We start from the raw sequence: 24,071 nt of genomic DNA, 5'->3' as shown, positions 1-24,071 counted from the left end.
CATAACCACGAATTAGCTGTTTCGGTGGACATAGCAAGAGGGAAACGCCCGGTCACATTCCGAACCCGGAAGCTAAGACTCTTTGCGCCGATGGTACTGCAGGGGGGACCCTGTGGGAGAGTAGGACACCGCCGGACTTATAATTCGAAGCCCCGTGACTGGATTTCCAGTCACGGGGCTGGTTTGTTTAACCGGCGTTTCTAGTCCAGACGGATCCTCAGTGCCTCGGTATGGGTGGCCTCCCCGGCGAGCAGGCTGAGGCCCGCGGTGATGATCTCGCCCGACGCCCCGGTGGGGGACACCAACAGCGTGAATTCGCCGTGCGCATCCGCGGGGATCTCGGGCAGCGCGCAGGTGGATTCCGATTCGCTGGTTGCGCAGTACCAACCGATGCCCGCACCCTGGGTAAGGCCGACGAGGGTGCCCGGGCCGGTGAGCGTGATCGAAAAGGACACCGCCCCGGCGTGGTCGCCGGTGTTGGCGGTGGTGATTGTCAGAGGGAAGGTGCCCGCGGCGGTGGTGGGCGCGGCGGCCTCGATGTGCACGCCACCGCGACCCGTCTGCTCGGAGGGCGCGGGGATGGGGGTCTGCTCGTTTGGTGCGGGTGTGGCGGTATCCGTGGGGGCCGGGGCGGCGGGGGATGTCGAGGCCGAGGTTGAGACGGAGGCCAAGACCGGTGGCGCAGTGGTCTCGGGGGAGCCGAGGACGGTGATGATCGAGACGGTCACCGCGGTGGCCACCACCGCGGCCGCCGCTAGAACGCCGGTCGACTGCGCGGCCAGGGGGAGGCCTGCTGCCCGCGCCGTCTCCGAGATACCACCCATGAGCGCGCCGCCGCCCAGCGCGGCCGGACCGAGGATGAGCGGTCCGAGCAGGAGCGCGAGCGCGCCGCCATCCACCGGTGGGTGGCGCGAGGAGGCCACCCGGCAGTGCTCGCAGGATTCCCGATGCCGCCGGAAGTTCGCGGGCAGCGAGCGGAGGCGCTTGCCGGCCCGCAATCCCAGGATCAGCGGGATAAACGGATGGCACTCGGGTGGCAGCTCGGCCCGCGCCTGCGCGCGGGCGAAGGCTTCGGCCAGGCCACGACGGGCGCGGATCAGCAGCTGCGAGCTGGCGTTGGCGGACAGCCCCAGCAGCAGCGCGAGCTCCCGCGGTTTCGCCCGCTCCACCTCCCCATACCAGAGCACCTCCTGCCAGGCGGGGCGGAGTGATCCAAACGCCTCCCGCAGTGGGGTGAACTCGGCGTCGTGGGAGAACCGGTGATCCGAGCCGGGCAGGGTCGGCAGGTCGACGCCTTCGGGATCGAGCGGGGAGGTGGGGAGCTTGACCTGAAGATCCTGATAGATCAGATTGCGCGCGGTTGTATAGAGGTAGGCGCGCACGTTGTGGGTGGGCCCGCCGCCGCGATTGAGCCGGGCAAGGAAGCGGGCGAACGCCTCGGCGGCATAGTCCTCGGCGGCCTCATTGCCGCGTTCCCACTGGCGGGTGGCGCGCAGCAGCGCGGGGAAATGGCGACGATACAGCTCGTCGGTGGCCCCGCGGTCGCCGAGGCGCGCCTGCTCGAGCAGGTGCTGATCGGACGTGTCGAGAATCGCCGTTTCCCATCTGGGTCTGATGCCGGGTTCGACGCTGGCCGGCTCGCATGCGGGGCGTCCCGCGCCGCGGAACTAATCATAAAGTATTTCATATTGTCGTCACGAAATCACCATCCGTCACTCTCACCGTGTGGAAGACAAAAATCCTAACCATCACACACGTTCTAGAGGACCGAAGCATGCCACTGCCGTCAGCCCCCATCACCGGCCACCCGAGGAGGCGATCCGCCCTCGCGGCGTTGATCACCACCCTCATGATGCTGGCCATCCTGATCACCGGAACCACGCCCGCCCGCGCGGCCACCCCCGACTACACCCTGGAAATCTCGGCCCCGCAGACGGTGCCGGTGGGGAAGGCGTTTCGATACACCGTCTCGATCCTGACTCCCACCGCCAACGCCTCCACCCCGGCCACCGGCATCGACCTGGACATCGCGCTCCCCGCCGGAGTGAAATTCGATGCGGTGCCCTTTGGCGGTGCAAACATCGTGGCGACCGCACCCGCCTATGACGAGGGCACCAACACGGTGCACCTGGATCTGCGCGACATTACCGAGGGGGTCAACGAGGTGGTCCTTACCGTGACACAGGTCAACACCGCGGTCATGGACTCCACCACCACATTCGTCGCCCACGTGACCGGAACCCCGAGCGATGCGGGAACGACACCCTCGGCCTCGGCGCTCACCCGCGTGGTGGGCAACCTCAACTATTCTCCGACCAAGAACTTCGCGACGATCCTCGGCGGCTCCAATCGCATCGCCGAGTACACGTTTGACGTGGCCACCAGGGACTCCGGTCCCGAGGGTGGCACCTTCACCACCTGGGGTCAGCGCCTCACCGATACCCTGCCCGCCGGTGCCGTGATCACCAATACCTTCACCAGTATCGGCGGCACCTGGACCGTATCGGGCACTCCGGCAACCGGCCTACGGGCCGTCTGGGAACGCACCGGAACGGCCTACGGCCCCTCCACCGCGCCGATGGCCGGTGCCGGGGCTCAGCTCGGATTCACCGTTTCCTATCCCGAAGCCGCGTTCCCCGACGGAACCCGTCCGCCGGAAAACGTGGTGGGACTCGACGTGAGTGACCACGGCGGCACCTGGAGTGCCCGCCCCACCGCCAAGACCCAGGGACCATCCTTCATTCCCAGCACCATCGGTCACGCGGTGGCGATCGAAAAGACCGCCAACTTCTCCGGTGGACAGGACTCATTTGAGTGGGGCAACGGCCAGTGGCTCGCCCAGTACGGGGTGCGCGCCTCGTTCCTGAACTCGGTGGACACCGAGCAACTGGACACCATGACCATCGAGGACTCGGCGGGCATCGGCGCGGACAACGCCGCCTTTTTTGAACAGGGCGATCTGCGTCGCCTGGCCGTTCTCTTCAACGCGACGCTGCGCGCCGCGGATGTGCCCTACCGGCTGGAGTACACCACGAGCGGCGGTCCGGCATGGCATGGCGCCGGGTCCGGGCTGCGGACCGGAACCGACCTGCGAATGAGCTTTGTCGCGGACGGATCCACCGGCTGGGACAGCGACGGATACACCCAGGTGGAGAAGCTGCCCGCGGGACAGACGGTGACCGGCTGGCGGATCGTCCTCTCCCCGGAGGCCACAGATCCGGGGATTCCCGGCGGATCGCAGGTCCAGGTGGCCCCCTCGTACGTGCCGATCCTCGCCGGTGCCGCGGGCGCGACCGAAATCTACACCAACACCGCGGTTGTCAACGGTGTGATGAGTGGCGGCGTCGTGCTGCCCGGCGCCGCGGACTCCGCCCGACTCGGCCTGGCCGATCGGGTGCCCGTCATCACCCAGGTGATCGGCGTACCCTCGACCCTGACCGTCGGGCAGGACGCCAGCTATCTGGTGAACATCGCCAACATGGATCCGGTGCGCGCCTACGCCGATGCCAAGATGCGCGTGGTGCTGCCGGTCGGCGTGTTCTATGACGATGCCGTCGGGGTCAGCCCCGCCTACGCCCAGACACCCACCTCCAACGTGCCGGTTCCCGTGCCGGGGAGTGGACTGGCCATCTCGACCGAGACGGTCACCGATGCCGACGGCGAGCACCAGGTGGTGGTATTCGCCTTCGATAACCTGGCCAGCATTCGCCTCGCCGGTACCCCGCAGGAGCGGGTCGAAACCCAGGGATTCCGCTACACCATCCCGGTGCGGGTGCTGCCCCAGGCGTATCGTGCCGATCAGGGCAGCGTGGCTACTCGCGCCTTCGCCTCGGTGGATGACCCGGCGTTCGCCACGGTTCCGATGGGATTCTCCCCGGCGTATGTCGGCGAGGACACCTTTGACTTCAACCCCGCGCTTCCCACTATTGCCCGCTTTGCCAAGGACTCCCAGGTTGCGACCTCGGGTGGCCTGCTGATGGGCAAGCAGGTGCGCGCCCATGAGACCGACGGGTGGGAGCTTTCGGCTCCGGTGTCCGGATCGGACCCTGCCCAGTGGAAGGTGTATGTGCGCAACGTGCTGAGCGATGCGGTGACCAACCTGGTGGTCTTTGACCGGATGCCCACCCGCGGGGACGAGCGCGGATCGGCGTTTGGCGAACGGCTGGTGGGTCCGCTCTCGGGCGCCCCGGCGGGTGCCGTGATCGAGTACTCGACCGACGCAACCTCCGCCACCACGGGAACCTGGAGCGCCGACCCCGCGGATGCGGCCGGGGCTACCGCCTTCCGTCTGACAACCGGTGAGCTGAACTCCGGCGAGGAGTTCGAGCTGCGCTTTGACACCACCGCCGATGACCCCGGCGCGCGGGCGGGGGTGCGGGCGATCAACGATGTGAGCGCGACCGCGTCCTATCGGGGCAGCCCGCGATCCATCTCCTCGAATGAGGCGGACATCGTGATGGCCCCCGCCCCGGCGCTGAGCGTGCTGAAGAAAACCAACGGGGTCGAGTATTCGGCACCGCCGGGGGCCGGCGTGGAGTCGGGGTCCGAGGTGACCTGGACCTACACGGTCACCAATACCGGTAACACCCCGCTGGCCAACATCGAGGTGATCGATGCCTACACCGACGGGCAGGGCGCGTCGGGAACCCAGTCGGTGGCTTCCGCGCCGGGGGAGGTGTTGGAGCCCGGTGCCTCGCGCATCTTCGAGCTGACCGGCACAGCCGTGGAGGGGCAGTATCACAACGTCGCGACCGTGAGCGCGGCCGCGGTGGATGAGAGCGGCACTGTCATCACCGCGCCGGTGGCCCCGGCCAGCGACGAGTCCTGGTATCTCGGTGCGGTCGTGACCGACCCGGGAACGCCCGGCGGTGGTGACGAGGGCACGCCCGGCGGCTCGGGCACCCCGGGTGGCGGGGATTCCGGCACCCCGGGCCCCGGGCACACGGGGTCGGATGCCGACGCGGCAGGCCTGGCCTCGACCGGAAGTGATGCGGCCCCGCTCCTCGCCGGGGTGGCACTCCTGCTCCTGGCCGGAGGCGGGCTGATGCTCGTGCGCCGGCGCGCTCGCCAGGGTCGCTCGGTGCGCTAGCCGAGATCATCGGCCGCGGTTGCCGGTTTCTCTGCGAGGGGATCGGTGGCCGCGGCGATCCGCGGCGCGCTCGCCGAGTGGGGCGCCACCTCGCCGAGACCTAATGGGCCGGTGCCGGGACGCTCTCTCCGGAACGTTCGGCCAGGCCGGTCTCGACGTAGTAGTCGGTGATGTGGTCGTGGATGACAGTGCGGGCCAGGTTCACGTTGCCGGCGGCGATCGCGTCGGTCAGCTCGCGGTGTTCGTGCCGCAGCCGATTGGCGGTGGCCGGCCAGGAGGCCAGCCCGGGCAGACCCGACTGAACGTACGCCTCGATTGAGCTGCGCAGGCCCGCCATCGTCGCCGTCAGCACGTGGTTCCCCAGCGCCTCGGTGAGGGAGAGGTGGAACTGGGCGTCGAGGGTCAAAAACTCCTCGGGCGTCAGATTGGCCGAATCCATCGCGCTGAGCAGGGTGCGTGGAATCGTGAGCGCGCGGCCGTCGGGGTTGCCGGCCAGTCGGGAAACCGTTTCGGTTTCCAGGATCAGACGCGTCTGCACGATATCGTCCACGCTGAAGCCCTGCGCGGCCACCTGCAGACGCATCAGGGCCGACATTCCACCCCCGGGAAGCGCCACGATGATCGCGCCGGAACGGGGACCGGATCCACTCGCGGTGCGGATCAGCCCGAGCACCTCGAGCACTCGCAGGGCCTCGCGCACGCTGGAGCGTCCGACGCCGAGCTCGGCGGCCAGGGCGCGCTCGCCGGGGAGGTGATCCCCGGGCTGGAGTGCGCCGGAGAGCAGATCCTGTTCGATCCGTTCCAGCACAATTTGCCATGCCCGCGCTTCAACCATTTCCGTGCCCCTCACGTCTGTCGCGCGCCATTGCGCTCGTATGTGGTCAGACCACAAAGACTAACATGAGCCCCGAGGTTGTGATGCATTCAATTAAAAAGGTTATCTCGCGGTTACCTAGGAGCGAAGGACCACGTTCTCCACCGGTTCGCCCGCGAGGAGGTGCCTGATCTGGCGGTGCACCAGGGCCGCCATCCGCGACATCATCGAGGTGGCGGCACCGCCCAGGTGCGGGGTGATCAGCACGTTCGGCAGCGTCCACAGCGGGTGATCGGCCGGCAGTGGTTCGGGATCGGTGACGTCCAGGGCAAAGCGCAGCCGACCGGACTCCGCCTCGGCGAGGGCCGCCGCGGTGTTCAGGACCGGCCCGCGGGCGATGTTCACCACGAGCGCCTGGTCGGGCAGCGCGGCCAGGAACGCGGCATCGGCGAGGTCACGGGTGTCCGCGGTGAGGGGGACGGCCAGGATCACAATCTCGGCGGTGGGCAGCAGTCCCGGCAGATCGGCGAGGGCGTGCACCGGTCCATACGCGGATTCGCGGGCCGAGCGGGCCACCCGGGTGATGTGCGTTTCGAAGCCGGTCAGGCGTGCCTCGATCGCCGCCCCAACCCCGCCGTAGCCGACAATCAGGACGTTCCGATCCGCGACGCTCGGGGTCAGTGAACCCTGCCACAGTCCGGTCTGCGCGTTACGCACCGACTCGGGGATCCCGCGCTGGGCGGCCAGCAGCAGGGCCAGGGTCAGCTCGGCGGTCGCGGTCTCGTGCACGGTTGCCGCATTGGCGTAAACGCGGCCGGGCGGCAGCGTCCCCTCGACCCCGTCGTAGCCGATGGACTGGCTCTGGATCAGCGTGGTGGTCACATCATCGATCCCGGGAAACTTCACGTTCGGCGCAATATACGGGGCAACCAGCAGGTCGATATGCGAGGCCGGAGCCGGGGTCTTCAGATCCCACTCAAGTACTCGCACGCCGTCGGGCACCTCACCAATCGCCTTGAGCAGGGTCTTTCCGGGCACGGTAACGGTGAGTGTGGGGGAGGTCATGCATCCACCCTAGGGGTGTCGGCCGCGGAATGAAACGTCATGTTTGCCCGTTTGTTATTTTGCGGGGTTAGGGTCAAGGAAATACCTGAAAACCAGCATCCCGCGGGAGGAAAACCATGACGGCAGAGCACGTAAACATTGGTCATTCGGATCTCAGCATCGCCCCGATTACCCTCGGCGGCAACGTGTTTGGGTGGACCGCGGATGAGCCAACCTCGCACCGGATCCTCGACGCCTTTGTGGCCGGTGGCGGCAACTTCATCGACACCGCCGACGGCTATTCGGCCTGGGTGCCCGGGCACACCGGCGGGGAATCCGAATCCGTGATCGGCAGCTGGCTGGCCGCGCGCGGCCGCCGTAACGACGTGGTCATCGCGACCAAGGTCAGCACCAAGCCCGACCGAAAGGGCCTCGCCCCCGACAACATTCGCTTGGCCGCCGATGAGTCCCTCGCCCGTCTGGGCACCGATCACATCGACCTCTACTACGCCCACTTCGACGACGAGAGTGTGCCGCTGGCCGACACCGTCGGGGCGCTGTCCGAGCTGGTAGACGCGGGCAAGGTGCGCTCGATCGGTATCTCGAATTACTCGGCCGATCGCATCGATGAGTGGCTGGATATCGTGGCCGCGAACGGCCTGCACGCGCCGGTTGCCCTGCAGCCGCACTACAACCTGGTGGAGCGCGATTTCGAGGGCGCGCTGCGCGAGCGCGCCGAGAAGTACGGTCTCTCGGTGTTCCCCTACTTCGCGCTGGCTCGGGGATTCCTGAGCGGTAAGTACCGTCCGGGCGTGGAGATCGACAGCCCGCGCGCGGGCGACGCCGTCAAATACCTCGACGAGCGTGGGCTGCGCGTACTCGATGCGCTGGATGCGATTTCCGCCGCCCACGACACCTCGGTTGCCGCCGTCTCGCTCGCCTGGCTGCGTCAGCAGCCCACGGTGGGTGCGCCGATCGCCAGCGCTCGCTCGCTTGAGCAGCTGCCTCCGATCACCGACTCGCTGAAGATCGAGCTGAGCGGCGAGGAACTCTCCCTGCTCGACACCGCGAGCACCCCGGCCGCCTAGGCCGGACTGTGAGCGCTCTGCCCGAGCGCCTGCCCTGAATCCCCGAGCAGGACCGTGATCCTGCTCGGGGATTCTTGTGCCTATGCGAGCATCGGGCCCGGTCTAGGACAGTGTGATGATGGTCTTTCCCCGGGGCCGAGCCCCGGGGTTGAACGCGTCCACCGCCGCACTCAGCGGCGCGACCAGCCCCACGCGGGTACGGAGACGCCCCTCACGAACCCGGTGCGCAATCTCGGTGAGCTGCGCGCGATCGGCCTCCACCACAAAAAAGATGGCCCGGCCATTTTGGGGCTGTCGGGTGGGCGGCCCGGCGATGGTGACCAGCGTCCCTCCGGGCTGGATCAGGTCAACCGAGGCATCCCCAATCTCGCCGCCGATGACATCAAACACCAGGTTGACGAGGCCCACCGCGGTGAGATCCTCCGTTTCGAGATCCACAAAGCTGTGTGCACCGTAACCCAGGGCCGCCTCACGGTCGGCACCACGACCGGTTCCGATCACATGAGCCCCGGCCTCCCGCGCGAGCTGGGTGACCAGGGATCCGACCCCGCCCGCGGCTCCGTGCACAAGAATGCGCTGCCCCGCTTCCAGGTTGCCGTGGACAAAGAGACCCTGCCAGGCGGTCAACCCGGAAATCGGAAGGCTGGCTGCGGTGACCGAGTCAACGTCTGCGGGCAACGGTGCCAGGTTGCGCGCTTCGACGGCGGTGAACTCGGCGAGGGTGCCGTTGCGGGTCCAATCGGCCAGGCCAAACACCCGCTGGCCGATGCTGAGACCGGTGGTCCCATACCCCAGTTCGGTTACGACGCCGGCGAATTCATGGCCGGGAACGCTCGGGGTGCGGTCCTTACCCGCGCGGTCGGTCCAGGTGCCGGGCCAGGCGAGTTCCCCCGGGGTGAAGCCCGACGCCTCGACGCGGACGATGACGTCATTTTCGGACGCGTGGGGCAGCGGAATCTCGGTGAGTGTCATTCCTTCGGTGCCGGCGGCGGGGTCGGTCACGACGATTGCGTGCATGGGTGGTGTCCTCCTCATAGTGGGTTCACTATCTAGACGACACGGAGGCACTCGATGTCAGGTTAGCGCCACAGATCCAGCTTCTGGGGATTCCACTGGATCAAGATCTCGTGGATGCCACCCGAGCCAGCAGACAATTCGAGAACTCCGCTGACCTCACCTTCGTGCGTAAAAAGCAGCACGGGAGCGGTCGAGGTTTCGTGCGGAACCAGGGTTGTGGGAACCTGCTTTGCCAGCACGCCGAGCAGGAAACGAGCGACCCTGTGTGCCCCGTAGACCGGGTTCAGCGCGGCCCTGACCACGCCGCCGCCGTCCGAACGCAGCGTTACCTCGGGGTGGAGGATGTGCAGGAGCGCCTCAACGTCGCCGGTCAGGGTGGCCTGTTGAAACGCCTGGGTGAGAGCGGTATTCCCCGGCCCGTCAGGTCGCTCCGATTTCGCCAAGCGGGCGCGGGCGGAGGAGGCTAACTGCCGAATCGCCCCGGGGGAACGCTCCAAGACCTCGGTGATGTCGGTGGCCGAATACCCAAAGACGTCCATCAGTACAAATGCCACGCGTTCGGCCGGGGTCATTGTCTCCATGATGGTCAGCAGCGCCATGCTCACCGCTTCGCCCTGCTCTGCGCGGTCGAGGGGATCCTCGCCGCTCACGGTGAGGCCAACCCGGAATCGAGAATCGGGGATCGGCTCGGGCAACCACGGCCCCACATAGGTTTCGTGTCGACGCGTGGAGCTCTTGAGCACGTCGAGGCAGATCCGCGAGGTGGTCTTAGCGAACCATCCAACCGGGTTTGTCACGCTTGAGCGTACATGGTCGTCGAGCCGGTACCAGCGGATAAACGCCTCCTGCACGGCATCCTCGGCGTCACTCACCGTGCCCAGCATTCGGAAGGCCATGCCTACGAGACGATCGCGATCCAATCCCGGAATGGACGCGTGCGATTTACCCATCGCGGCGTTCGCTGCGTTCGCGGGGGAGCTTGGGCAGGGTGATCGGCGAGGTGGCGGCCAGCTCATCGGAGAACTCGACCCATTCCGGCTCCCCGGGGCTGCTGAGGTGGGTGACCTGCAGGCGCCAGGTGTAATCGGGGTGGCGATGGATGCGCAGGTTGCGGGCAAACACCATCCAGGCGAGCCCGATCAGCGAGGCCAGGACCGAGACGCTTCCGGCCACGAGCAGTGCCAGCCGCGGACCCCAGGCGTTGGCGATGGCGCCGATGATCGGTGCCCCCACCGGCGTTCCTCCCATCAGGATCGCCATATAGAGCGCCATGACCCGGCCGCGCATACCCGCGTCGGTGGTGGTCTGGACGTAGCCGTTGGCGGTGGTGAGCATGCTCACCGAGGAGAATCCCATCAGGATCGTCGCCGCGGCAAACGTCGGATAGCTGGGCATCACCGCACACAGCGCCGCCGAGAGCCCGAATCCGCCGGCCGCCAGGATCACAACCCGCATTCGAGCGCGTGGACGACGGGCCGCGAGGAGCGCCCCGGTGAGCGAGCCGATCGCCAGGATCGAGGACAGCAGGCCGTACTCACCCGCACCCTCACCAAACTCCACCGCCATCGTGGAGGCAAAGATCGGGAAGTTGAGGCCGAATGCGCCCACCAGGAGCACGATCACAAAGATCACCACGAGGTCCGGGCGACCCTTCACATAGCGGAAACCGGCCCCGAGCTGTCCGCCGCGGGAGGCGCGCTTGGGCCGCTTGCGCAGCTCGTTCAGGCGCAGCTTATTCAGGACCGCGATCATCGCCAGGAAGGTGAAGGCGTTGATCACAAATACCCAGCCCGAGCCGACCGCGACGATCAGCAGACCGGCCACGGCCGGACCGAGCATCCGGGCCGCGTTGAACGAGGCCGCGTTCAGGGCCACCGCGTTGGACATGTTGTGTTCGTCCACCAGGTCGGACACGAAGGTCTGGCGTGCGGGGGCGTCGATCGCGTTGACCAGGCCCAGCAGCAGGGCGAAGAGGTAGAGGTGCCACAGCTGGGGATGGCCGAGGATCAGCAGCAGGCCGAGGGAGAGGCCCAGCAGCGCCAGCGCGCTCTGGGTGCACAGTAGGATCTTGCGCCGATCGAACCGGTCGGCAATCCACCCGCTCACCGGCACCAGCAGGAGCTGCGGACCGAACTGGAGCGACATTGTCACGCCCACCGCCACGGCATCGTTATGGGTCAGATCGGTCAGTACCACCCAGTTCTGGGTGGTGGACTGCATCCAGGTGCCCACATTGGACACCAGGGCTCCGATAAACCACAGTCGATAGTTGTATCCGGACAGGGAGCGAAACATTGCACTCACGCGGTCGCGAGCCTCCTCATGATCTCGGCGGCGCGGGTCAGGGTTTCGCGTTCCTCGGGGGAGAGGTCGCGCAGCCGGGTGTCGATCCAGGCGTCGCGCTGGACCACCGTGCGCGCGACCATGTCATGACCCTCGGGGGTCAGGCTGATCAGCACGCGTCGGCCATCTGTCGGATCCGCCGCGCGCTCCACATAGCCGCTGCCCTCAAGGCAGTTGACGGTGCGATTCATCGACGGCGGGGAGACCCGTTCGTGTTCGGCGAGGCCGCCCAGGGTGTGTGCACCATGCCGGTAGAGGCAGGCAAGCACCGAGAACTGGCCGTCGCTGAGTTCGTTATCGGCCTTCTCCGCGCGCAGTCGGCGGGAGAGGTGGAGAACGCCCTGGCGGATCTGAGTCGCATCCAGGTTCGGGTCAATCGTCATAGATCGTTAGCATAACTCATTAGTCTTGCTAAAGAAATGAGGGTGGAGGCATTCACAGCGAATCACTAGTCTGAGGGAATGAGCAGCGCGGAGCAGGACAGCCCAATCGACCCCACCGGTGCGCGTGTGGGGACCCTCACCGATGCCGACGGTATTGTCGTCTACACCTATACCTGGGCGGCGAAGGATCCGCGCGCCATCATCCACCTCGCCCACGGGGTCGGCGAACATGCGCGCCGGTACGCGGCGCTCGCCGAGGAGCTGGTGTCCGCCGGCTATACGGTGGTGGCCGACGACCATCGCGGACACGGCCGGACCGGCCTGGAGGCGGGTGGACTCGCAGATCTGGGACCCGGGGCGGTGCGTGGGGCGATCCGCTCGCTGCGCAGCGTGGGGGAGTCCATCGCCCGCGAGTATCCGGGGATTCCGCTGGTTCTGCTGGGGCACAGTTGGGGCTCGCTGATGGCTCAGAAACTGGTTAACACCACCACCATCTACGACGCCGTGGTGCTCTCGGGATCGAGCCTCGCGGTGCCCGGAGTGCTGAACTCCGGGGACCTCAACAAGCCCTGGCGTGGACCGGAATCCACCGGGCTGGAATGGCTCAATCGCGATCCCGAAGCCGGGGCGGCGTTCCGAGCGGACCCCCTGAACTTCGACATTGCCGAGAAGCCCGCCTGGAACCTCTTCCAGGCGTTCGGGCTGCTCGGGCGGCCGCCGCGCCGGATGCCGCGGGACATTCCGATGCTGATCCAGGGCGGCTCGGCCGACTCCCTGGGCGGGGAGCGCGGTCTCACCAAGCTGGATGCCGCCTACCGCAACCGCGCCAAGCTGAGCGATGTGACCCTGCACGTCTATCCCGACGCCCGGCACGAGATCTATAACGAGCTCAACCGCGAGGAGATCATCGCCGACCTGATCCGCTGGCTGGATTCGCACGTGCCGGTGGCGGGTTAGCCCGCCCCGAGCGTGACGGAGGGGATACGGATATGTCGGTGGAGATCATCATCCGCGCTCACACGGACCTCACCCCGCGGGACCTGGACCGGCTTGAGGCGCTGTTTGATCGCGAATACCGGGCGGATTTTGGCCCGTGGGATGCCGACTACCCCTATGGGTACGCCCCCGCCGATACCCACGTGATGGCGCTGATGGATGGTGTGCCAGTGGCGCACATCGGTTTTCAACGTCGCGTCATTACGGTCGGGGAGCGCGAGGTGGTGGTCGCCGGAGTGGGCGGCGTCCTGGTGTCGGCGGATGCACGCGGGACCGGGCTCGGGCGGAGGGTGATGCTCCACGCGCAGACGGCGATGCGCGCGGCCGACGGAATCGAGTTTGGCTATCTGGGGTGCCGGGACGAGGTGGTGCCGTTTTATGAATCGGCGGGATGGCACCGATTCCGGGTGCGCGAAACACACCTGGCCCGGGGCGACGCCACCCGGCTCGTCTCGGCCGATAATCCCAACGTCATGATCTGCGCCGTCTCGCGGCAGCCCGCTGAGTGGCCCGCCGGCAGTATCAATCTACGCGGCGGGGCCTGGTAGCCGGGCTGGAGCTATTCCGTGAAGGTTGCGCCCGGGGCGAAGGCCACGAAGTTGGCGAAGGCGTGGCCCACGCGCTCCTCGGCACCGTCATAGGGGTTGGGGTAGCTCCAGGCACCGTCGCTGATGCGGGTTCCGTCGGGGGTTACCACGTCGAAGTACTGGCACACACCCTTCCACGGGCAGGTGTAGGGGGTGGGGCTCTTCTCGAGCGTGCCCGCGGCAATCGAGGCGGGCGGGAAGTAGCGGTTTCCCTCGATCAGGACGATGTCTTCGGGGGCGGCGTCGGCAATGACGGCACCGTTCACGAGAGCCTGCATGGTGTTCTCCTTCGTGTGTATTAGTGGACCGGGTGCGCGAAACGCTCCCGGAGTGCGGTGACCAGCTGCGCCCGCGAGGGGGCCGGGGCGATGCCCGACTCGGTGGGGTAGACGCGGCAGGCGAGGTCTTCGGTGCGACCATCCGAGGGGAACAGGTCGGCGCCGTCGGCGAGGATCGTGGGGGATCCGGCAAAGGCAAACGCGCGGGCATCCGCCGCATCACGAATGGTGATCTGCTCGATCGCCAGCTCATCGCGGCCGAGTTCGCCCAGTGCCGCGCGGGTGTTTTCGGTGGCCGCGGTCAGGCTCGGGCAGCCCTCGATCGCGAGAATCTGAATGTTCACGACTGGCTCCCCGGGGTGTAGCTGGGCACGTTGAATCCCTGCAGTGCGACGCCGCGGTCGGTGATCTCCAGGGTGGTGCGTCCGCAGTTGAGCATCTCGGGCATCAGATCGCGGTAGCGGTTGGGCTCGATGCCGATTAGCTCGCTGACCGCCAGTCGGATTGCGGTACCGTGGCCCACAACCAGCACACGGCCGGCCGGGTAGCGCTCACGCAGCTTGTCGAGCACGCCGAGGTAGCGGGTGATCGCGTGGCGTCCCACCTCGCCGCCGGGCAGCGGGGAATCCGCCGGAGCCGCCTCAAATGCGGCCACCTCGTCGGGGTAATCGGGGCGCAGCTCGGAGATGGTTTTGCCCTCACCCACACCAAAATCGACCTCGACCAGGTCGGGATCGATGTGCAGCGGCATGCCCAGGGCGATGGCCGAGGGACGCGCGGTGTTGACCGCGCGGATCAACGGAGAAACCACGATCGCATCCAGCTGGGCCCCGACGGCCCACTCGGCCAGGGCGTCGGCGGCACGCTGGCCCTCGGCGTCGAGGGGGATATCGCTCATGCCCGCATACCGGTGTCCGGTGTGCCAGATCGTTTCGCCGTGTCGAACCAGGATAAACGTCGTCATGAGAACATTGTGCCCCGGTTTGGCCCGACACGGCAGGGATTGCCATGGAATCGGTAGGCTGGGACCATGCACGGTGAATATAAGGTGCCCGGTGGCAAGCTCGTGGTGGTTGACCTCGACGTGGTGGACGGGGTGTTTGTGAACTTCCGGCTCGCCGGAGACTTCTTCCTCGAACCCGATGAGGCCATTGAGGACATCAACGCCGCGGTGAACGGTCTGGATGCGCGCAGCGACGCCACCACCATTGCCGCGGCGATCCAGGCTGCCCTACCCGAGGGTGCGCAGCTGCTGGGGTTCACCCCGGATTCGGTGGCCACGGCGATCCGCCGCTCGGTGACCTCCGCGGCCGACTGGCGCGATTTTGACTGGCAGATCATCCACTCCCAGGCGGTGCCCCCGCGCACCCACCTGGCCCTGGACGAGGTGCTGACCAGCGAGGTGGGGCTGGGACACCGCGGCCCGACACTGCGTATCTGGGAGTGGGACGAGTCGGCCGTGGTGATTGGATCGTTCCAGTCACTCAAGAACGAGGTGGACCTCGACGCCGCGAAGGCCGAGGGGTTTGACGTGGTGCGCCGGATCTCCGGCGGTGGCGCGATGCTGATGGCCAAGGGTGCGATCATCACCTATTCGCTGTATGTGCCGGCCGAGCTGGTGCAGGGTATGACCTTTGCAGAGAGCTACGCCTACCTCGATGACTGGGTACTCACCGCGCTGCGTGAGCTCGGCATCGAGGCCGTGTACAAGCCGCTGAACGACATCACCTCCCCGGCCGGCAAGATCGGCGGGGCGGCGCAGAAGCGCCTGGGCAGCGGCGGCGTGCTGCACCACGTGACCATGAGCTACGACATGGACGGCGACCAGATGGCGCGCGTCCTGCGCATCGGCCGGGAGAAGCTCTCGGATAAGGGCACCACCTCCGCCGCCAAGCGCGTGGACCCGCTGCGCAGCCAGACCGGGCGCAGCCGGAGCGAGATCATCGAGGCCATGAAGGCGACCTTTGTGACCCTCACCGGTGCGGTTCCTGGCGAGATCACGCCGGACGAGTATGCCCAGGCGGAGACCCTCGTGCGCGAGAAGTTCTCCACCGACGCCTGGCTGAATCGGGTTCCCTAACCGTGGCGCGTGATTTCCCGCAGTCCAGCGAAATCTGGCACGGCGACAACCTCGAGTTGCTCGCCGAACTGCCCGATGAGTCCTTTACCGTTATCTACATCGATCCGCCCTTTAACACCGGGCGCAGCCAGGCGCGTCACGTGACCACCGCGGTGCGCTCCGAGCCCGGGGTGAGCGGAAGCGTGGGGTTTAAGGGCAAGAGCTATCAGCGGATCCGCGGGGAACTGCGCACCTACGATGACACCTTTGACGACTACTGGACCTTCCTCGAACCGCGACTGCTGGAGGCCTGGCGACTGCTCGGGCCCGAGGGCACGCTGTATGTGCACCTGGACTATCGCGAGGCCCACTATGCGAAGGTCATGCTGGATGCGATCTTTGGACGCGACAGCTTCCTCAACGAGCTGATCTGGGCCTATGACTACGGGGCGAAGGCGACCCGTCGGTGGCCCACCAAGCACGATACGATCCTGGTCTACGTGAAGGATCCCGCCCAGTACCACTTCGATTCGACCGCGGTGGACCGTGAGCCCTATATGGCACCGGGTCTGGTGACCCCGCAGAAGGCCGCGCGCGGCAAGCTGCCCACCGACGTCTGGTGGCACACCATCGTGTCGCCCACCGGCAAGGAAAAGACCGGGTATCCCACTCAGAAGCCGCTGGGGATTCTGCGCCGGATCATCCAGGCCTCCAGCCGCGAGGGTGACTGGATTCTCGACTTCTTCGCCGGCAGCGGGACCACCGGGGCCGCGGCGCGCGAGCTCGGCCGGAACTTTGTGCTGATCGATCAGAACCCGCAGGCGATCGAGGTCATGCGGCGCCGATTCGGGATGGACCCGGATGCGGACTCCGAGGACACCGTGGTGCCCCCGCTCGAGGACACCCCGGCCACCCGGGCGGCGGCGAAACCCAAGACGCCCAAGGCCCCGGCAAAGCCGCGGGCGAAGACCGCCGCGAAGAGCACAACCGTCAAGGCATCCTCGGCGGCGGCAAAGTCGAAGACCGCGGCGAAGGCTGCTCCGGAGGCGAAGGGCTCGGACGCGTCGACGACGGTCGCAGCCAAGGCTCCGGCAAAGGGTTCGACTAAGACCGCGGCTAAGGCTGCGACGGTCACGAAGCCGCGCGCTGCTCGTACTCGGGTCACCGCGCCGGAAACCCCGGTCGAATCGGAGGCACCGATCATTGCCGAGCCGGCCGCCGCCAACCGTGCCGCCGCCGAGACGGCCGTCATCGCCGTCACCCAATCCGTCTCCGTCGAGGCTCCGGAAACCCAGGTCGCCCCGCGCCCGCGGCCCGTTCCTGGGCCGGGTCTGCGTCGGGTGGTTCCCCTGCCGGAGAGCGCGCTCGCCGACTAGTTCGCTCCCTGACAAGCCCCCGCGCGGGGGTGGCCGTCATGCTTCGTCACACAACTGCGGTGTGGCGCGGATGCTGGGCCAGAATGTGATGCGTGTGGTGGTCCGCAGATCCCCCCAATTTTGGACCGCCATCGCATCCCCAACGGTGACGTTTCCGGTGCGCCGCAGGCCGGCGCGCGACTCGGTGCGCCACCTCCTGAGCACCAAGGATTCCCCCGATGAGTCGTCCCCCCGCCCCCCGGCGTCCCCTGATTCTGAACGCCTTTGAAGGCAACACCGTTGGTAATGTGCAGCAGGGCATGTGGGCCCACCCCCGCGATGATCGCCTGGGATTTGGCAGCCTCAAGCACTGGCTGGACCGTGCCCGCCGATACGAGGACGCCCGCTTTGATGCGGTGTTCTTCGCCGACGTGCTCGGCCTCTACGACACCTACCGCGGGTCCTCCGCCCCGGCGATCGAGAACGCGGTGGAGTTCCCCGCCCACGATCCGCTGACCCTGATCCCGGCGATGGCCGCGGTCACCGAAAACCTCGGCTTTGTGGTCACCGCCTCCACGAGTTACGAACACCCGTTTGCTAACGCGCGGCGCTGGTCGAGCCTGGATCATCTGACCGGTGGGCGGGTCGGCTGGAACATCGTGACCTCCTACCTGCCCTCGGCCGCCCGCAACTTCGGGCTGACCGAGCAGTGGAGCCACGATGATCGCTACGACCGCGCCGAGGAGTTCCTGGAGATCTCCTACAAGCTGTGGGAGAAGAGCTGGGATGAGGACGCGGTTGTCGCGGACATCCAGCGCAGCGTGTACGCCGAGGCTGACCGCATCCATGCGATCAACCACGTGGGGCGTACCTGGTCGGTGGCCGGTCCGCACCTGGTCGAGCCGAGCGCTCAGCGCACCCCGCTGCTATTCCAGGCGGGCACCTCGGGCCGGGGTGTGCAGTTCGCCGGCAAGCACGCCGAGGTGGTGTTCCTCGGAACGAACGAGGTGGCCGGGCAGCTGAAGGCCCGCGAAAACATCGAGGCCGCCGCCGTGGCTGCGGGTCGTAACCCCGAGGACGTGCGTCTCCTGGGTGGCCTGCAGGTCGTGGTTGGCAAGACCCATGAGCAGGCGCAGGCGCGCCTGGAGGAATATCAGAACTATCTCTCCCGTGAGGGCGCGCTGGCGCACTGGTGCGGCGTGAGTGGCCGGGATCTCGACCACTATGACGAGGACACCGTCTTCGAAAAGGGCGACACCGATCACGTTCAGACCCAGGCCAAGCGCTTCTCGGTGGAGGGTGGCAATGCCCGCACCGTCGGTCAACTGAAGCAGCACTTCGGGACCCTGGGATCCTACGTGCAGCCCATCGTGGGTACCCCCGAGGAGGTCGTGGACGAGATCGAGCGTCGCGCCACCGAGGGCCGAATCGACGGGTTCAACGTGCAGCCGATCGTGCAGCCGGAGACCTTCGACGACTTCATCGAGCACATTCTGCCCCGCCTGCGTGAGCGCGGTCTGGCCCGTGAGAGCTACGGTACCTCGGGTCTGCGCGAGCGCGTTTTCGGATCGCCGCGTCTGCCCGCGACCCACCCCGCGCACCAGGTTTCGATCTAGTCGCCCCACCCATTTTCGGGTTCGCCGCGGCGGCCCCTCGCAGTAAAGGATGTGTCATGTCTCACACCATCAACCCCGAGTTCATCGCGCTGGCCGAGGCCACCCGGGATGCGCTCGCGAACATCGCGCTGGATGGCGACGAGTCGGGCGAGTACGCCGCGGCCCGCGAGATCCTGGAGAACTCCGGCCTGCTCGCGCTGCGTATTCCCGCGGCGCTCGGCGGTCCGGGTGCCAGCCAGGTCGAGATCACCGAGGTGTTCCGGATCCTGGCGCAGGCGGATCCGGGCATTGCCCAGCTCCTCCAGCCGCACTATGGGTTCACCGACGCCGTGGTGATGCTCGGCTCGGATGAGGCGCGCGAGCGTCTCTACGCCGACATTCGCGCGGGCAAGCGGATCGCCAACGCCGCGGCCGAGCGCGGGGGCCGTCACGCGGCCGACTTCTCAACCGTGTTCACCCGTCAGGAGGACGGCTCCTACCTGGCATCGGGCCAGAAGTTCTACGCGACCGGTTCGCTGGGCGCCGCCTGGATCACCGTGATGGCGGTGGACGGCGAGGGCAGCGTCATCATGTCCTTCATCCCGACCGACGCCCCGGGCCTGGAAATAATCGACGACTGGAGCGGTATGGGCCAGCGCGGCAGCGGCAGCGGCACCCTGCGCCTGAGCGAGGTGGCCGTGCCCGCCGACTTTGTGTTCGCCTGGAGCCCGGCGACCCGGCCGACCGCCTGGGCCGAGGCGGGACGCCTGGCGCACGCGGCGATCGACGTGGGCATTGCCGAGGGAGCGCTGCGCTACGGCGTGGCCTCGGTGCGCGCGAGCAACCGCGTGCCCTTCGAGCTGGCGCAGTACGCGAGCCTCGTGGAGGATCCGATCCTGCGCTTCCAGGTGGGGAAGGAGTCGGCCGCCGTGCGCGCCGTGGCCGCGCTGCTGCGCGAAACCGCCGCGGTGATCGACCGGGCCGAGGCCACCCCCGACGCCCCGGAATCCCTGCTCACCGAGGTGCGCGAGGGCCTACTGGCGACCAAGGCGCTCTCCGCCGACGTCTCCAACCGAGTCGCTACGGAGCTGTTCTCCTGGACCGGTGCCCGCACCGCCGACCGCTCGCTCCGCGCCGACCGCTTCTGGCGCAACGCCCGCACCCACACCCTGCACGACCCGGTGCGCCTGCGCTATGCGGACCTCGGCCAGATCGAGCTGAACCGCTAGGTCTCCCCGCGCGAGGGCCCCGTCCGGCATGTCCGGGTCGGGGCCTTTTCGTTGCGGGCTGCGGCGCAGTGGCCTAGCGTTGAGAACAACATTCGAACCCACCCGGTGCCAGCCGGGTGGGTTTTTAGTTTCTGAGCAGCACGCGCATCAAGATCAGTTAGTTGCGGGCCGGAAGCGCCCTCGCTCGGCTGCGAGGAGTAAGCGATTAAAGCAGAGGAGCAGGCCGACGACTATTCCCGCAACGGAGAAGGGGAAATGGGTGGTCCCGCCCAACAGTGACGAGGTCAGTGCTGCGTTTGCTAAACCGGCCATAGCGAATATCCCTGCGGCAATCAGCAGGAGCCGTTCTTGCTTGTCCACGATAGTCAGGATGACGGGACCGACCACGGCGAGCAGCGAGACAACGGCGAGGAGCGGGATAACGATAGATGGCCCCACGGCCACAACGGTGGTGCCCGTATTGTCACTCAGCCGGTAAAGGATTATGGCGATACTCACGATCCCGAGGACGGGTAAGAGCAGGGTGAGGCCCGTGGTGACCGTGTGTCGGCTCGGTTTCTGACTCATGTTTACTCCTTTTCTGGGGCATGGCTGGACTACGGGGAAACGGAACCGCGGGGCAGCACGCAGGGAGCGGCTGACCTGATGAACCACCCAGAGCCCGGCATGACCAATGTGTGCTGAACACTACGTCGACGCGGGCGTTATCCTGAATCACAATCAATTTGCTGAAGACGCATGCCGTAATGCGGCAACTGCACCTTGCAGGCCCCGGTGCGCCTGCGCTACGCGGACCTCGGCCAGATCGAGTTGAATTGCCTACCGTCCAGCGCAAGGATCACGTCCGGCATGTCCGGGTCGAGCCCCGCGCGATTGAGCCTATGGTTTATCGCTCCCGTGCTTTCTCAAATTCGCAAGCGTAGAGTCATCGCATTATTGGACGGAGCCAGCATGTCTCACGTGCAACGGACGGTGCGATCGGATTCACAAATCGAGAACGACATGATCGCGCTCAAAAAAATCCAACAGATCGGCTGACATTTCCCCGATGCGGATGCGCTGGGACGTGCACGGAGAATCTTGACGGGTGAACTCACCGAGGTGGAGGCCTACGCGGAACTGGATGAGAAGTTTCCGCAGCAGTGAGACGCGCTGACAGCGGTAATTTCGGGCCCGCGAAGACTCCTACGCCGCGACCACTCGGGTGACCGCCACCGCCTGCACGCGCACTTCGGTGCCGATGGCCAGGGCCTCGGTGGCGGCGTGCTGGATGCGCAGGAGTGAGCCGTCCGGGAGGGTGACGAGGGTGTGCCGGAAGGAGCCGAGGAATGAGGATTCGACCACGGTTGCGGTGACACCGGAACCGGCACCGGCACCGGCAGCCGAGGCCGCGACTGGACCTGAGACGTGGGCCGCAGCATTGGCACCACTGGTACCCGCACCGACATCAGCACCACCCAGGCTTGCCTCCACCAGCCGCAGATTCTCCGGGCGCACGTATGCGACGTGCCCGCCCGCGGATGTATCCGCCGCCGGCACATGGCCCGCCGAAACTTCTGCAACCTGTCCCGCCGGCACCTCAGCCACCGGCAGCACGCTGCCCAGGACGCGCACGGTGCCGTCGCCCAGGTTCTCGGCGGGGATGCGGTTGGTGACGCCCACGAACTCGGCCACGAAGGCGCTGGCGGGGCGGAGGTAGAGGTCCTCGGGGGTGCCGACCTGCTCGATCCGGCCGTCCTTCATGACCGCGACCCGGTCGGCGATCGAGAGCGCCTCCTCCTGGTCGTGGGTCACAAAGATCGTGGTGATGCCCAGGCGCAGCTGGAGCTGGCGGATCTCCTCGCGCAGCTGCACACGCACCTTCGCATCCAGCGCCGACAGCGACTCATCCAGTAGCAGCACCTTCGGCCGCGTGACCAGCGCGCGGGCGAGGGCCACGCGCTGCTGCTGTCCACCGCTGAGCTCATGCGGGTAGCGGTCGGCCAGGTCGCCGAGGCCCACCAGATCAAGCCCCGCCTGTGCCGCCGTGCGCCGTGCGGCCTTCGGCTGGCGCCGATTCCGCAGCCCATACTCGGTGTTCTCCAGCGCGGTCAGGTGCGGGAACAGCGAGTACGACTGGAACACCATGCCCAGGTCCCGCTTATTGGTGGGGACGCCGGTGATATCCCCGTCATCGACCAGGATGCGACCCGAGGACGCGGCCTCCAGGCCCGCCAGCGCCCGCAGCGCCGTCGTCTTGCCCGAGCCCGAGGGTCCGAGCAGCGCGACAAACTCACCGGGCGCGATATCCAGCGAAAACTCATCCAGTGCCAGGGTGCTGCCAAACTTCAGCGACACCGCCTCGAAGGACACCGGGGTGCCCACGATGCCGGGCAGAACGGGGGAGGAAGTGGTCATCGGGTGCCTCGCAGGGGAGTGGGGGAAACGGATTTCGGGGTGGCGGTTCGGCGTGCCCGGCGCACACCCACGCGGCCCAGGCCGCTGACGGCCAGGAGCAGGAGGAACACCGCGATCAGCGAAACCAGTGAGATCGCCACCGACACAAACGGGTTCTGCCAGTTGATGATGTTCAGCGCGGTCTGCAGGTTGGTGCGGTTCAGCAGCGAGGCGAGGGTGAACTCACCAAAGACCACGGCCACGGTGATCAGCACCGCCGCCGAAATCCCGCCGCGCAGGTTCGGCACGGCCACGCGCCGGAGGAATCCGAACCAGGAATCCCCGAGGGTGCGTCCGGCCTCGCTGAGCACCCGGATGCCGATCGCGTCGAGGTTCGACTTGATCGCCCGGTGCGCAAACGGCAGCACGATGATCCCGTAGGCAAAGCCCAGGGACCACACATCCGTCCCCACAATTCGGCCGATGAACTGGTACACGGGCACGTAGCCCACCACCAGCACGATCGCCGGCAGCGAGAGCGGGATCAGGCAGATAAACTCCAATACCCGTGACAGCCGGGGGAATTCGACCTCGACATAGACCATCGTGGGCACCAGGATCAGCAGCACCACCGCAACCGCGAAGGCAGAGAGTAGCAGCGAGTTCCCGATCCCCGTCCAAACCACCTCATAGGTGCTCGCGGCGTCCGGGGCGAACAGGCCCGCCCAGTTGTCCAGCGTGTGACCGCCGGTCTTGGGATCACGCAGCGTGAACTCCACCATCGAGGCGATTGGCACCGCAAACAGTGCCCCGATCACGGCCAGAATGATGATCCGGGTGGCTCGGGCGGGGGCCAGCGGATTACGGACCTTCGCACTCATACTCGCCACCTCGCCGCCCGCTTTTGCACCAGCGCATACAGCGCCATTGCCACGGACATAATGACCATCATCGCCAGGGCCAGTACCCCGGCGACGTTCTCCCGGCCCAGCACGGTTTCGCTGCTGAGCGCGAGCCGGATCTGGAGCGGCACGATCGGGGAGGCCTGGTTGATCAGCGCGGCCGCGGTTGAATAGGCCGAGAGCCCGTTGGTGAACAGCAGCAGGAAGCTTCCGACAAACGAGGGCAGCAGCAGCGGGAAACCGATCCGGGTCCAGAAGGTCAGCCGGGTGCCGCCGAGGGTCAGGTTCGCCTCGGCCCACTGCACCTTCAGGGTTTTCATCGCGGGGAGGAACACGATCACCATCAGCGGAACCTGGAAGTAGAGGTAGGGCAGGATCAGCCCGGGCAGCTCGTACAGCCAGACGCCGTTCTTGTAGATGTCGATGCCCAGCTCACCGCGCAGGAACACGGTGATCGCACCCTGGATACCGATCGTCGCGATAAACGCGAAGGCCAGCATCACACCGCCGAACTGGGCGAGGACGCTGGAAATGGAGGTCACGATGCGCGAGAGCAGCCGGTTTTCGTCCAGGCCCATCATCGCGAAGCACACCAGGGCACCGATGATCGCGCCGAGCAGGGAGGTCAGCGCGGCCAGCCACAGCGAGCTGCCGATCGTGCGCAGGATGGTGGGATCGGTCAGGGCCGAGAGGTTGTCGAGGGTGAGGTTGCCGTCGCCATCCTGGAAGCCGCTGACCAGGGCGATGACCGTGGGGATCGCCAGGAACAGCAGCACATAGACGGTAAAGGGCAGCAGGCCCACACCGCGGCCGGCCGCCAGGGCGATGCGAGGGCGGGGCCGCGCCGCCGCCCGGGAGCCCGAACGCCGGGTACCGGAGGATCCGGTACCCGGCGGGGTAACAAGTGAGGTCACGG

At 67.0% G+C, this 24,071-nt stretch carries 21 protein-coding genes, 1 rRNA gene and 1 pseudogene; 9 read left to right on the top strand and 14 right to left on the bottom strand.

Going from position 1 to position 24,071, the window contains the following annotated elements; genetic code table 11:
- Window positions 1-20: 20 nt before the first annotated feature.
- Window positions 21-137 (top strand): 5S ribosomal RNA (rrf, locus tag M2390_RS08800).
- Window positions 138-200: 63 nt separating this feature from the next.
- Here the strand turns inward: rrf and M2390_RS08795 are convergent.
- A complete protein-coding gene (locus tag M2390_RS08795) occupies window positions 201-1,523 on the bottom strand; it encodes an RNA polymerase sigma factor (RefSeq protein WP_259178077.1) in 1,323 nt (440 codons plus the stop codon).
- Between the two features lie 251 nt (window positions 1,524-1,774).
- Between M2390_RS08795 and M2390_RS08790 the strand changes: the two genes are divergently transcribed.
- Window positions 1,775-5,089, top strand: a complete 3,315-nt coding sequence (locus M2390_RS08790; RefSeq protein ID WP_259178054.1) for a DUF11 domain-containing protein — start codon at window positions 1,775-1,777, stop codon at window positions 5,087-5,089.
- A gap of 100 nt (window positions 5,090-5,189) precedes the next feature.
- On the opposite strand, the gene M2390_RS08785 is transcribed toward M2390_RS08790, so the two are convergent.
- Together M2390_RS08785 and M2390_RS08780 are read right to left on the bottom strand one after the other, a co-directional pair.
- Window positions 5,190-5,924, bottom strand: coding sequence for a FadR/GntR family transcriptional regulator (locus M2390_RS08785; protein ID WP_259178053.1), 735 nt, complete (start codon window positions 5,922-5,924; stop codon window positions 5,190-5,192).
- Window positions 5,925-6,041: 117 nt separating this feature from the next.
- On the bottom strand, window positions 6,042-6,968 hold the full coding sequence (locus M2390_RS08780; RefSeq protein WP_259178052.1) for an NAD(P)-dependent oxidoreductase: 927 nt from the start codon (window positions 6,966-6,968) through the stop codon (window positions 6,042-6,044).
- A gap of 116 nt (window positions 6,969-7,084) precedes the next feature.
- Here M2390_RS08780 and M2390_RS08775 point away from each other — a divergent pair, with 116 nt between their 5' ends.
- Window positions 7,085-8,035: an aldo/keto reductase gene (locus M2390_RS08775; RefSeq protein ID WP_259178051.1), complete on the top strand. Its 951-nt coding sequence runs from the start codon at window positions 7,085-7,087 to the stop codon at window positions 8,033-8,035.
- Between the two features lie 102 nt (window positions 8,036-8,137).
- On the opposite strand, the gene M2390_RS08770 is transcribed toward M2390_RS08775, so the two are convergent.
- From M2390_RS08770 to M2390_RS08755, 4 genes are all read right to left on the bottom strand, one after another.
- Window positions 8,138-9,052, bottom strand: coding sequence for an NADP-dependent oxidoreductase (locus M2390_RS08770; protein WP_259178050.1), 915 nt, complete (start codon window positions 9,050-9,052; stop codon window positions 8,138-8,140).
- A gap of 62 nt (window positions 9,053-9,114) precedes the next feature.
- Entirely contained in the window at window positions 9,115-10,002 is an 888-nt protein-coding gene (locus M2390_RS08765) for a sigma-70 family RNA polymerase sigma factor (RefSeq protein ID WP_259178049.1), read from the bottom strand.
- Complete coding sequence (locus tag M2390_RS08760; protein WP_259178076.1) at window positions 9,995-11,347, bottom strand: MFS transporter; 1,353 nt, start codon at window positions 11,345-11,347, stop codon at window positions 9,995-9,997. The genes M2390_RS08765 and M2390_RS08760 overlap by 8 nt, the downstream gene beginning before the upstream one ends.
- A gap of 5 nt (window positions 11,348-11,352) precedes the next feature.
- Window positions 11,353-11,778, bottom strand: coding sequence for a MarR family winged helix-turn-helix transcriptional regulator (locus tag M2390_RS08755; protein ID WP_030149344.1), 426 nt, complete (start codon window positions 11,776-11,778; stop codon window positions 11,353-11,355).
- Between the two features lie 78 nt (window positions 11,779-11,856).
- On the opposite strand from M2390_RS08755, the gene M2390_RS08750 reads away from it, so the two are divergent.
- Both M2390_RS08750 and M2390_RS08745 read left to right on the top strand, forming a co-directional pair.
- A complete protein-coding gene (locus M2390_RS08750; protein ID WP_259178048.1) occupies window positions 11,857-12,735 on the top strand; it encodes an alpha/beta hydrolase in 879 nt (292 codons plus the stop codon).
- Between the two features lie 32 nt (window positions 12,736-12,767).
- The gene (locus tag M2390_RS08745) at window positions 12,768-13,322 is read left to right on the top strand and encodes a GNAT family N-acetyltransferase (RefSeq protein ID WP_259178047.1); all 555 of its coding nucleotides are present in this window, start codon (window positions 12,768-12,770) and stop codon (window positions 13,320-13,322) included.
- Between the two features lie 11 nt (window positions 13,323-13,333).
- Here the strand turns inward: M2390_RS08745 and M2390_RS08740 are convergent, their stop codons facing one another.
- The 3 genes from M2390_RS08740 to M2390_RS08730 are packed head-to-tail and all read right to left on the bottom strand — an operon-like array spanning window position 13,334 to window position 14,603.
- A complete protein-coding gene (locus M2390_RS08740; protein ID WP_259178046.1) occupies window positions 13,334-13,639 on the bottom strand; it encodes a DUF427 domain-containing protein in 306 nt (101 codons plus the stop codon).
- A gap of 20 nt (window positions 13,640-13,659) precedes the next feature.
- Window positions 13,660-13,983 carry a hypothetical protein gene (locus tag M2390_RS08735; protein WP_121689562.1) on the bottom strand — a complete coding sequence of 108 codons (324 nt, stop codon included), beginning with the start codon at window positions 13,981-13,983 and terminating at the stop codon, window positions 13,660-13,662.
- Entirely contained in the window at window positions 13,980-14,603 is a 624-nt protein-coding gene (locus M2390_RS08730; RefSeq protein ID WP_187977030.1) for a histidine phosphatase family protein, read from the bottom strand. Before M2390_RS08730 ends, M2390_RS08735 begins: the two co-directional genes overlap by 4 nt.
- Window positions 14,604-14,669: 66 nt before the next feature.
- Between M2390_RS08730 and M2390_RS08725 the strand changes: the two genes are divergently transcribed.
- The 4 genes and pseudogenes from M2390_RS08725 (at window position 14,670) to M2390_RS08710 (ending at window position 19,877) form a co-directional block, all read left to right on the top strand.
- A complete protein-coding gene (locus M2390_RS08725) occupies window positions 14,670-15,719 on the top strand; it encodes a biotin/lipoate A/B protein ligase family protein (RefSeq protein WP_259178045.1) in 1,050 nt (349 codons plus the stop codon).
- Between the two features lie 2 nt (window positions 15,720-15,721).
- Window positions 15,722-16,549 (top strand): annotated as a pseudogene (locus M2390_RS08720) (DNA-methyltransferase); the annotation flags it as partial.
- Window positions 16,550-17,292: 743 nt separating this feature from the next.
- Window positions 17,293-18,669 carry an LLM class flavin-dependent oxidoreductase gene (locus tag M2390_RS08715; protein WP_030149350.1) on the top strand — a complete coding sequence of 459 codons (1,377 nt, stop codon included), beginning with the start codon at window positions 17,293-17,295 and terminating at the stop codon, window positions 18,667-18,669.
- 56 nt (window positions 18,670-18,725) lie between these two features.
- The gene (locus M2390_RS08710) at window positions 18,726-19,877 is read left to right on the top strand and encodes an acyl-CoA dehydrogenase family protein (protein ID WP_259178044.1); all 1,152 of its coding nucleotides are present in this window, start codon (window positions 18,726-18,728) and stop codon (window positions 19,875-19,877) included.
- Window positions 19,878-20,030: 153 nt separating this feature from the next.
- Here M2390_RS08710 and M2390_RS08705 read toward each other — a convergent pair whose 3' ends face one another.
- The 4 genes from M2390_RS08705 to M2390_RS08690 all read right to left on the bottom strand — a co-directional run bounded on the left by M2390_RS08705 (window position 20,031) and on the right by M2390_RS08690 (window position 24,069).
- Entirely contained in the window at window positions 20,031-20,444 is a 414-nt protein-coding gene (locus M2390_RS08705; RefSeq protein ID WP_259178043.1) for a hypothetical protein, read from the bottom strand.
- Window positions 20,445-21,062: 618 nt separating this feature from the next.
- Entirely contained in the window at window positions 21,063-22,274 is a 1,212-nt protein-coding gene (locus M2390_RS08700; RefSeq protein ID WP_259178042.1) for an ABC transporter ATP-binding protein, read from the bottom strand.
- Window positions 22,271-23,134: an ABC transporter permease subunit gene (locus M2390_RS08695; RefSeq protein ID WP_259178041.1), complete on the bottom strand. Its 864-nt coding sequence runs from the start codon at window positions 23,132-23,134 to the stop codon at window positions 22,271-22,273. Before M2390_RS08695 ends, M2390_RS08700 begins: the two co-directional genes overlap by 4 nt.
- Window positions 23,131-24,069 (bottom strand): ABC transporter permease subunit, encoded by a 939-nt coding sequence (locus tag M2390_RS08690; protein ID WP_259178040.1) that lies wholly within the window; start codon window positions 24,067-24,069, stop codon window positions 23,131-23,133. The genes M2390_RS08695 and M2390_RS08690 overlap by 4 nt, the downstream gene beginning before the upstream one ends.
- Window positions 24,070-24,071: the final 2 nt, after the last annotated feature.

The organism is Mycetocola sp. BIGb0189, from assembly GCF_024810155.1.
Classification (GTDB): Bacteria; Actinomycetota; Actinomycetes; order Actinomycetales; family Microbacteriaceae; genus Mycetocola; species Mycetocola lacteus.
The sequence above is the reverse complement of the archived record's forward strand: the minus strand, read 5'-3'. Positions and strand labels throughout refer to the sequence as shown.

Coding starts and splice junctions, on each gene's coding strand:
- M2390_RS08790 (WP_259178054.1), top strand. CDS start 1,775: ATGCCACTGCCGTCAGCCCCCATCACCGGCCACCCGAGGAGGCGATCC.
- M2390_RS08785 (WP_259178053.1), bottom strand. CDS start 5,924: ATGGTTGAAGCGCGGGCATGGCAAATTGTGCTGGAACGGATCGAACAG.
- M2390_RS08780 (WP_259178052.1), bottom strand. CDS start 6,968: ATGACCTCCCCCACACTCACCGTTACCGTGCCCGGAAAGACCCTGCTC.
- M2390_RS08775 (WP_259178051.1), top strand. CDS start 7,085: ATGACGGCAGAGCACGTAAACATTGGTCATTCGGATCTCAGCATCGCC.
- M2390_RS08770 (WP_259178050.1), bottom strand. CDS start 9,052: ATGCACGCAATCGTCGTGACCGACCCCGCCGCCGGCACCGAAGGAATG.
- M2390_RS08765 (WP_259178049.1), bottom strand. CDS start 10,002: ATGGGTAAATCGCACGCGTCCATTCCGGGATTGGATCGCGATCGTCTC.
- M2390_RS08760 (WP_259178076.1), bottom strand. CDS start 11,347: ATGTTTCGCTCCCTGTCCGGATACAACTATCGACTGTGGTTTATCGGA.
- M2390_RS08755 (WP_030149344.1), bottom strand. CDS start 11,778: ATGACGATTGACCCGAACCTGGATGCGACTCAGATCCGCCAGGGCGTT.
- M2390_RS08750 (WP_259178048.1), top strand. CDS start 11,857: ATGAGCAGCGCGGAGCAGGACAGCCCAATCGACCCCACCGGTGCGCGT.
- M2390_RS08745 (WP_259178047.1), top strand. CDS start 12,768: ATGTCGGTGGAGATCATCATCCGCGCTCACACGGACCTCACCCCGCGG.
- M2390_RS08740 (WP_259178046.1), bottom strand. CDS start 13,639: ATGCAGGCTCTCGTGAACGGTGCCGTCATTGCCGACGCCGCCCCCGAA.
- M2390_RS08730 (WP_187977030.1), bottom strand. CDS start 14,603: ATGACGACGTTTATCCTGGTTCGACACGGCGAAACGATCTGGCACACC.
- M2390_RS08725 (WP_259178045.1), top strand. CDS start 14,670: ATGCACGGTGAATATAAGGTGCCCGGTGGCAAGCTCGTGGTGGTTGAC.
- M2390_RS08715 (WP_030149350.1), top strand. CDS start 17,293: ATGAGTCGTCCCCCCGCCCCCCGGCGTCCCCTGATTCTGAACGCCTTT.
- M2390_RS08710 (WP_259178044.1), top strand. CDS start 18,726: ATGTCTCACACCATCAACCCCGAGTTCATCGCGCTGGCCGAGGCCACC.
- M2390_RS08705 (WP_259178043.1), bottom strand. CDS start 20,444: ATGAGTCAGAAACCGAGCCGACACACGGTCACCACGGGCCTCACCCTG.
- M2390_RS08700 (WP_259178042.1), bottom strand. CDS start 22,274: ATGACCACTTCCTCCCCCGTTCTGCCCGGCATCGTGGGCACCCCGGTG.
- M2390_RS08695 (WP_259178041.1), bottom strand. CDS start 23,134: ATGAGTGCGAAGGTCCGTAATCCGCTGGCCCCCGCCCGAGCCACCCGG.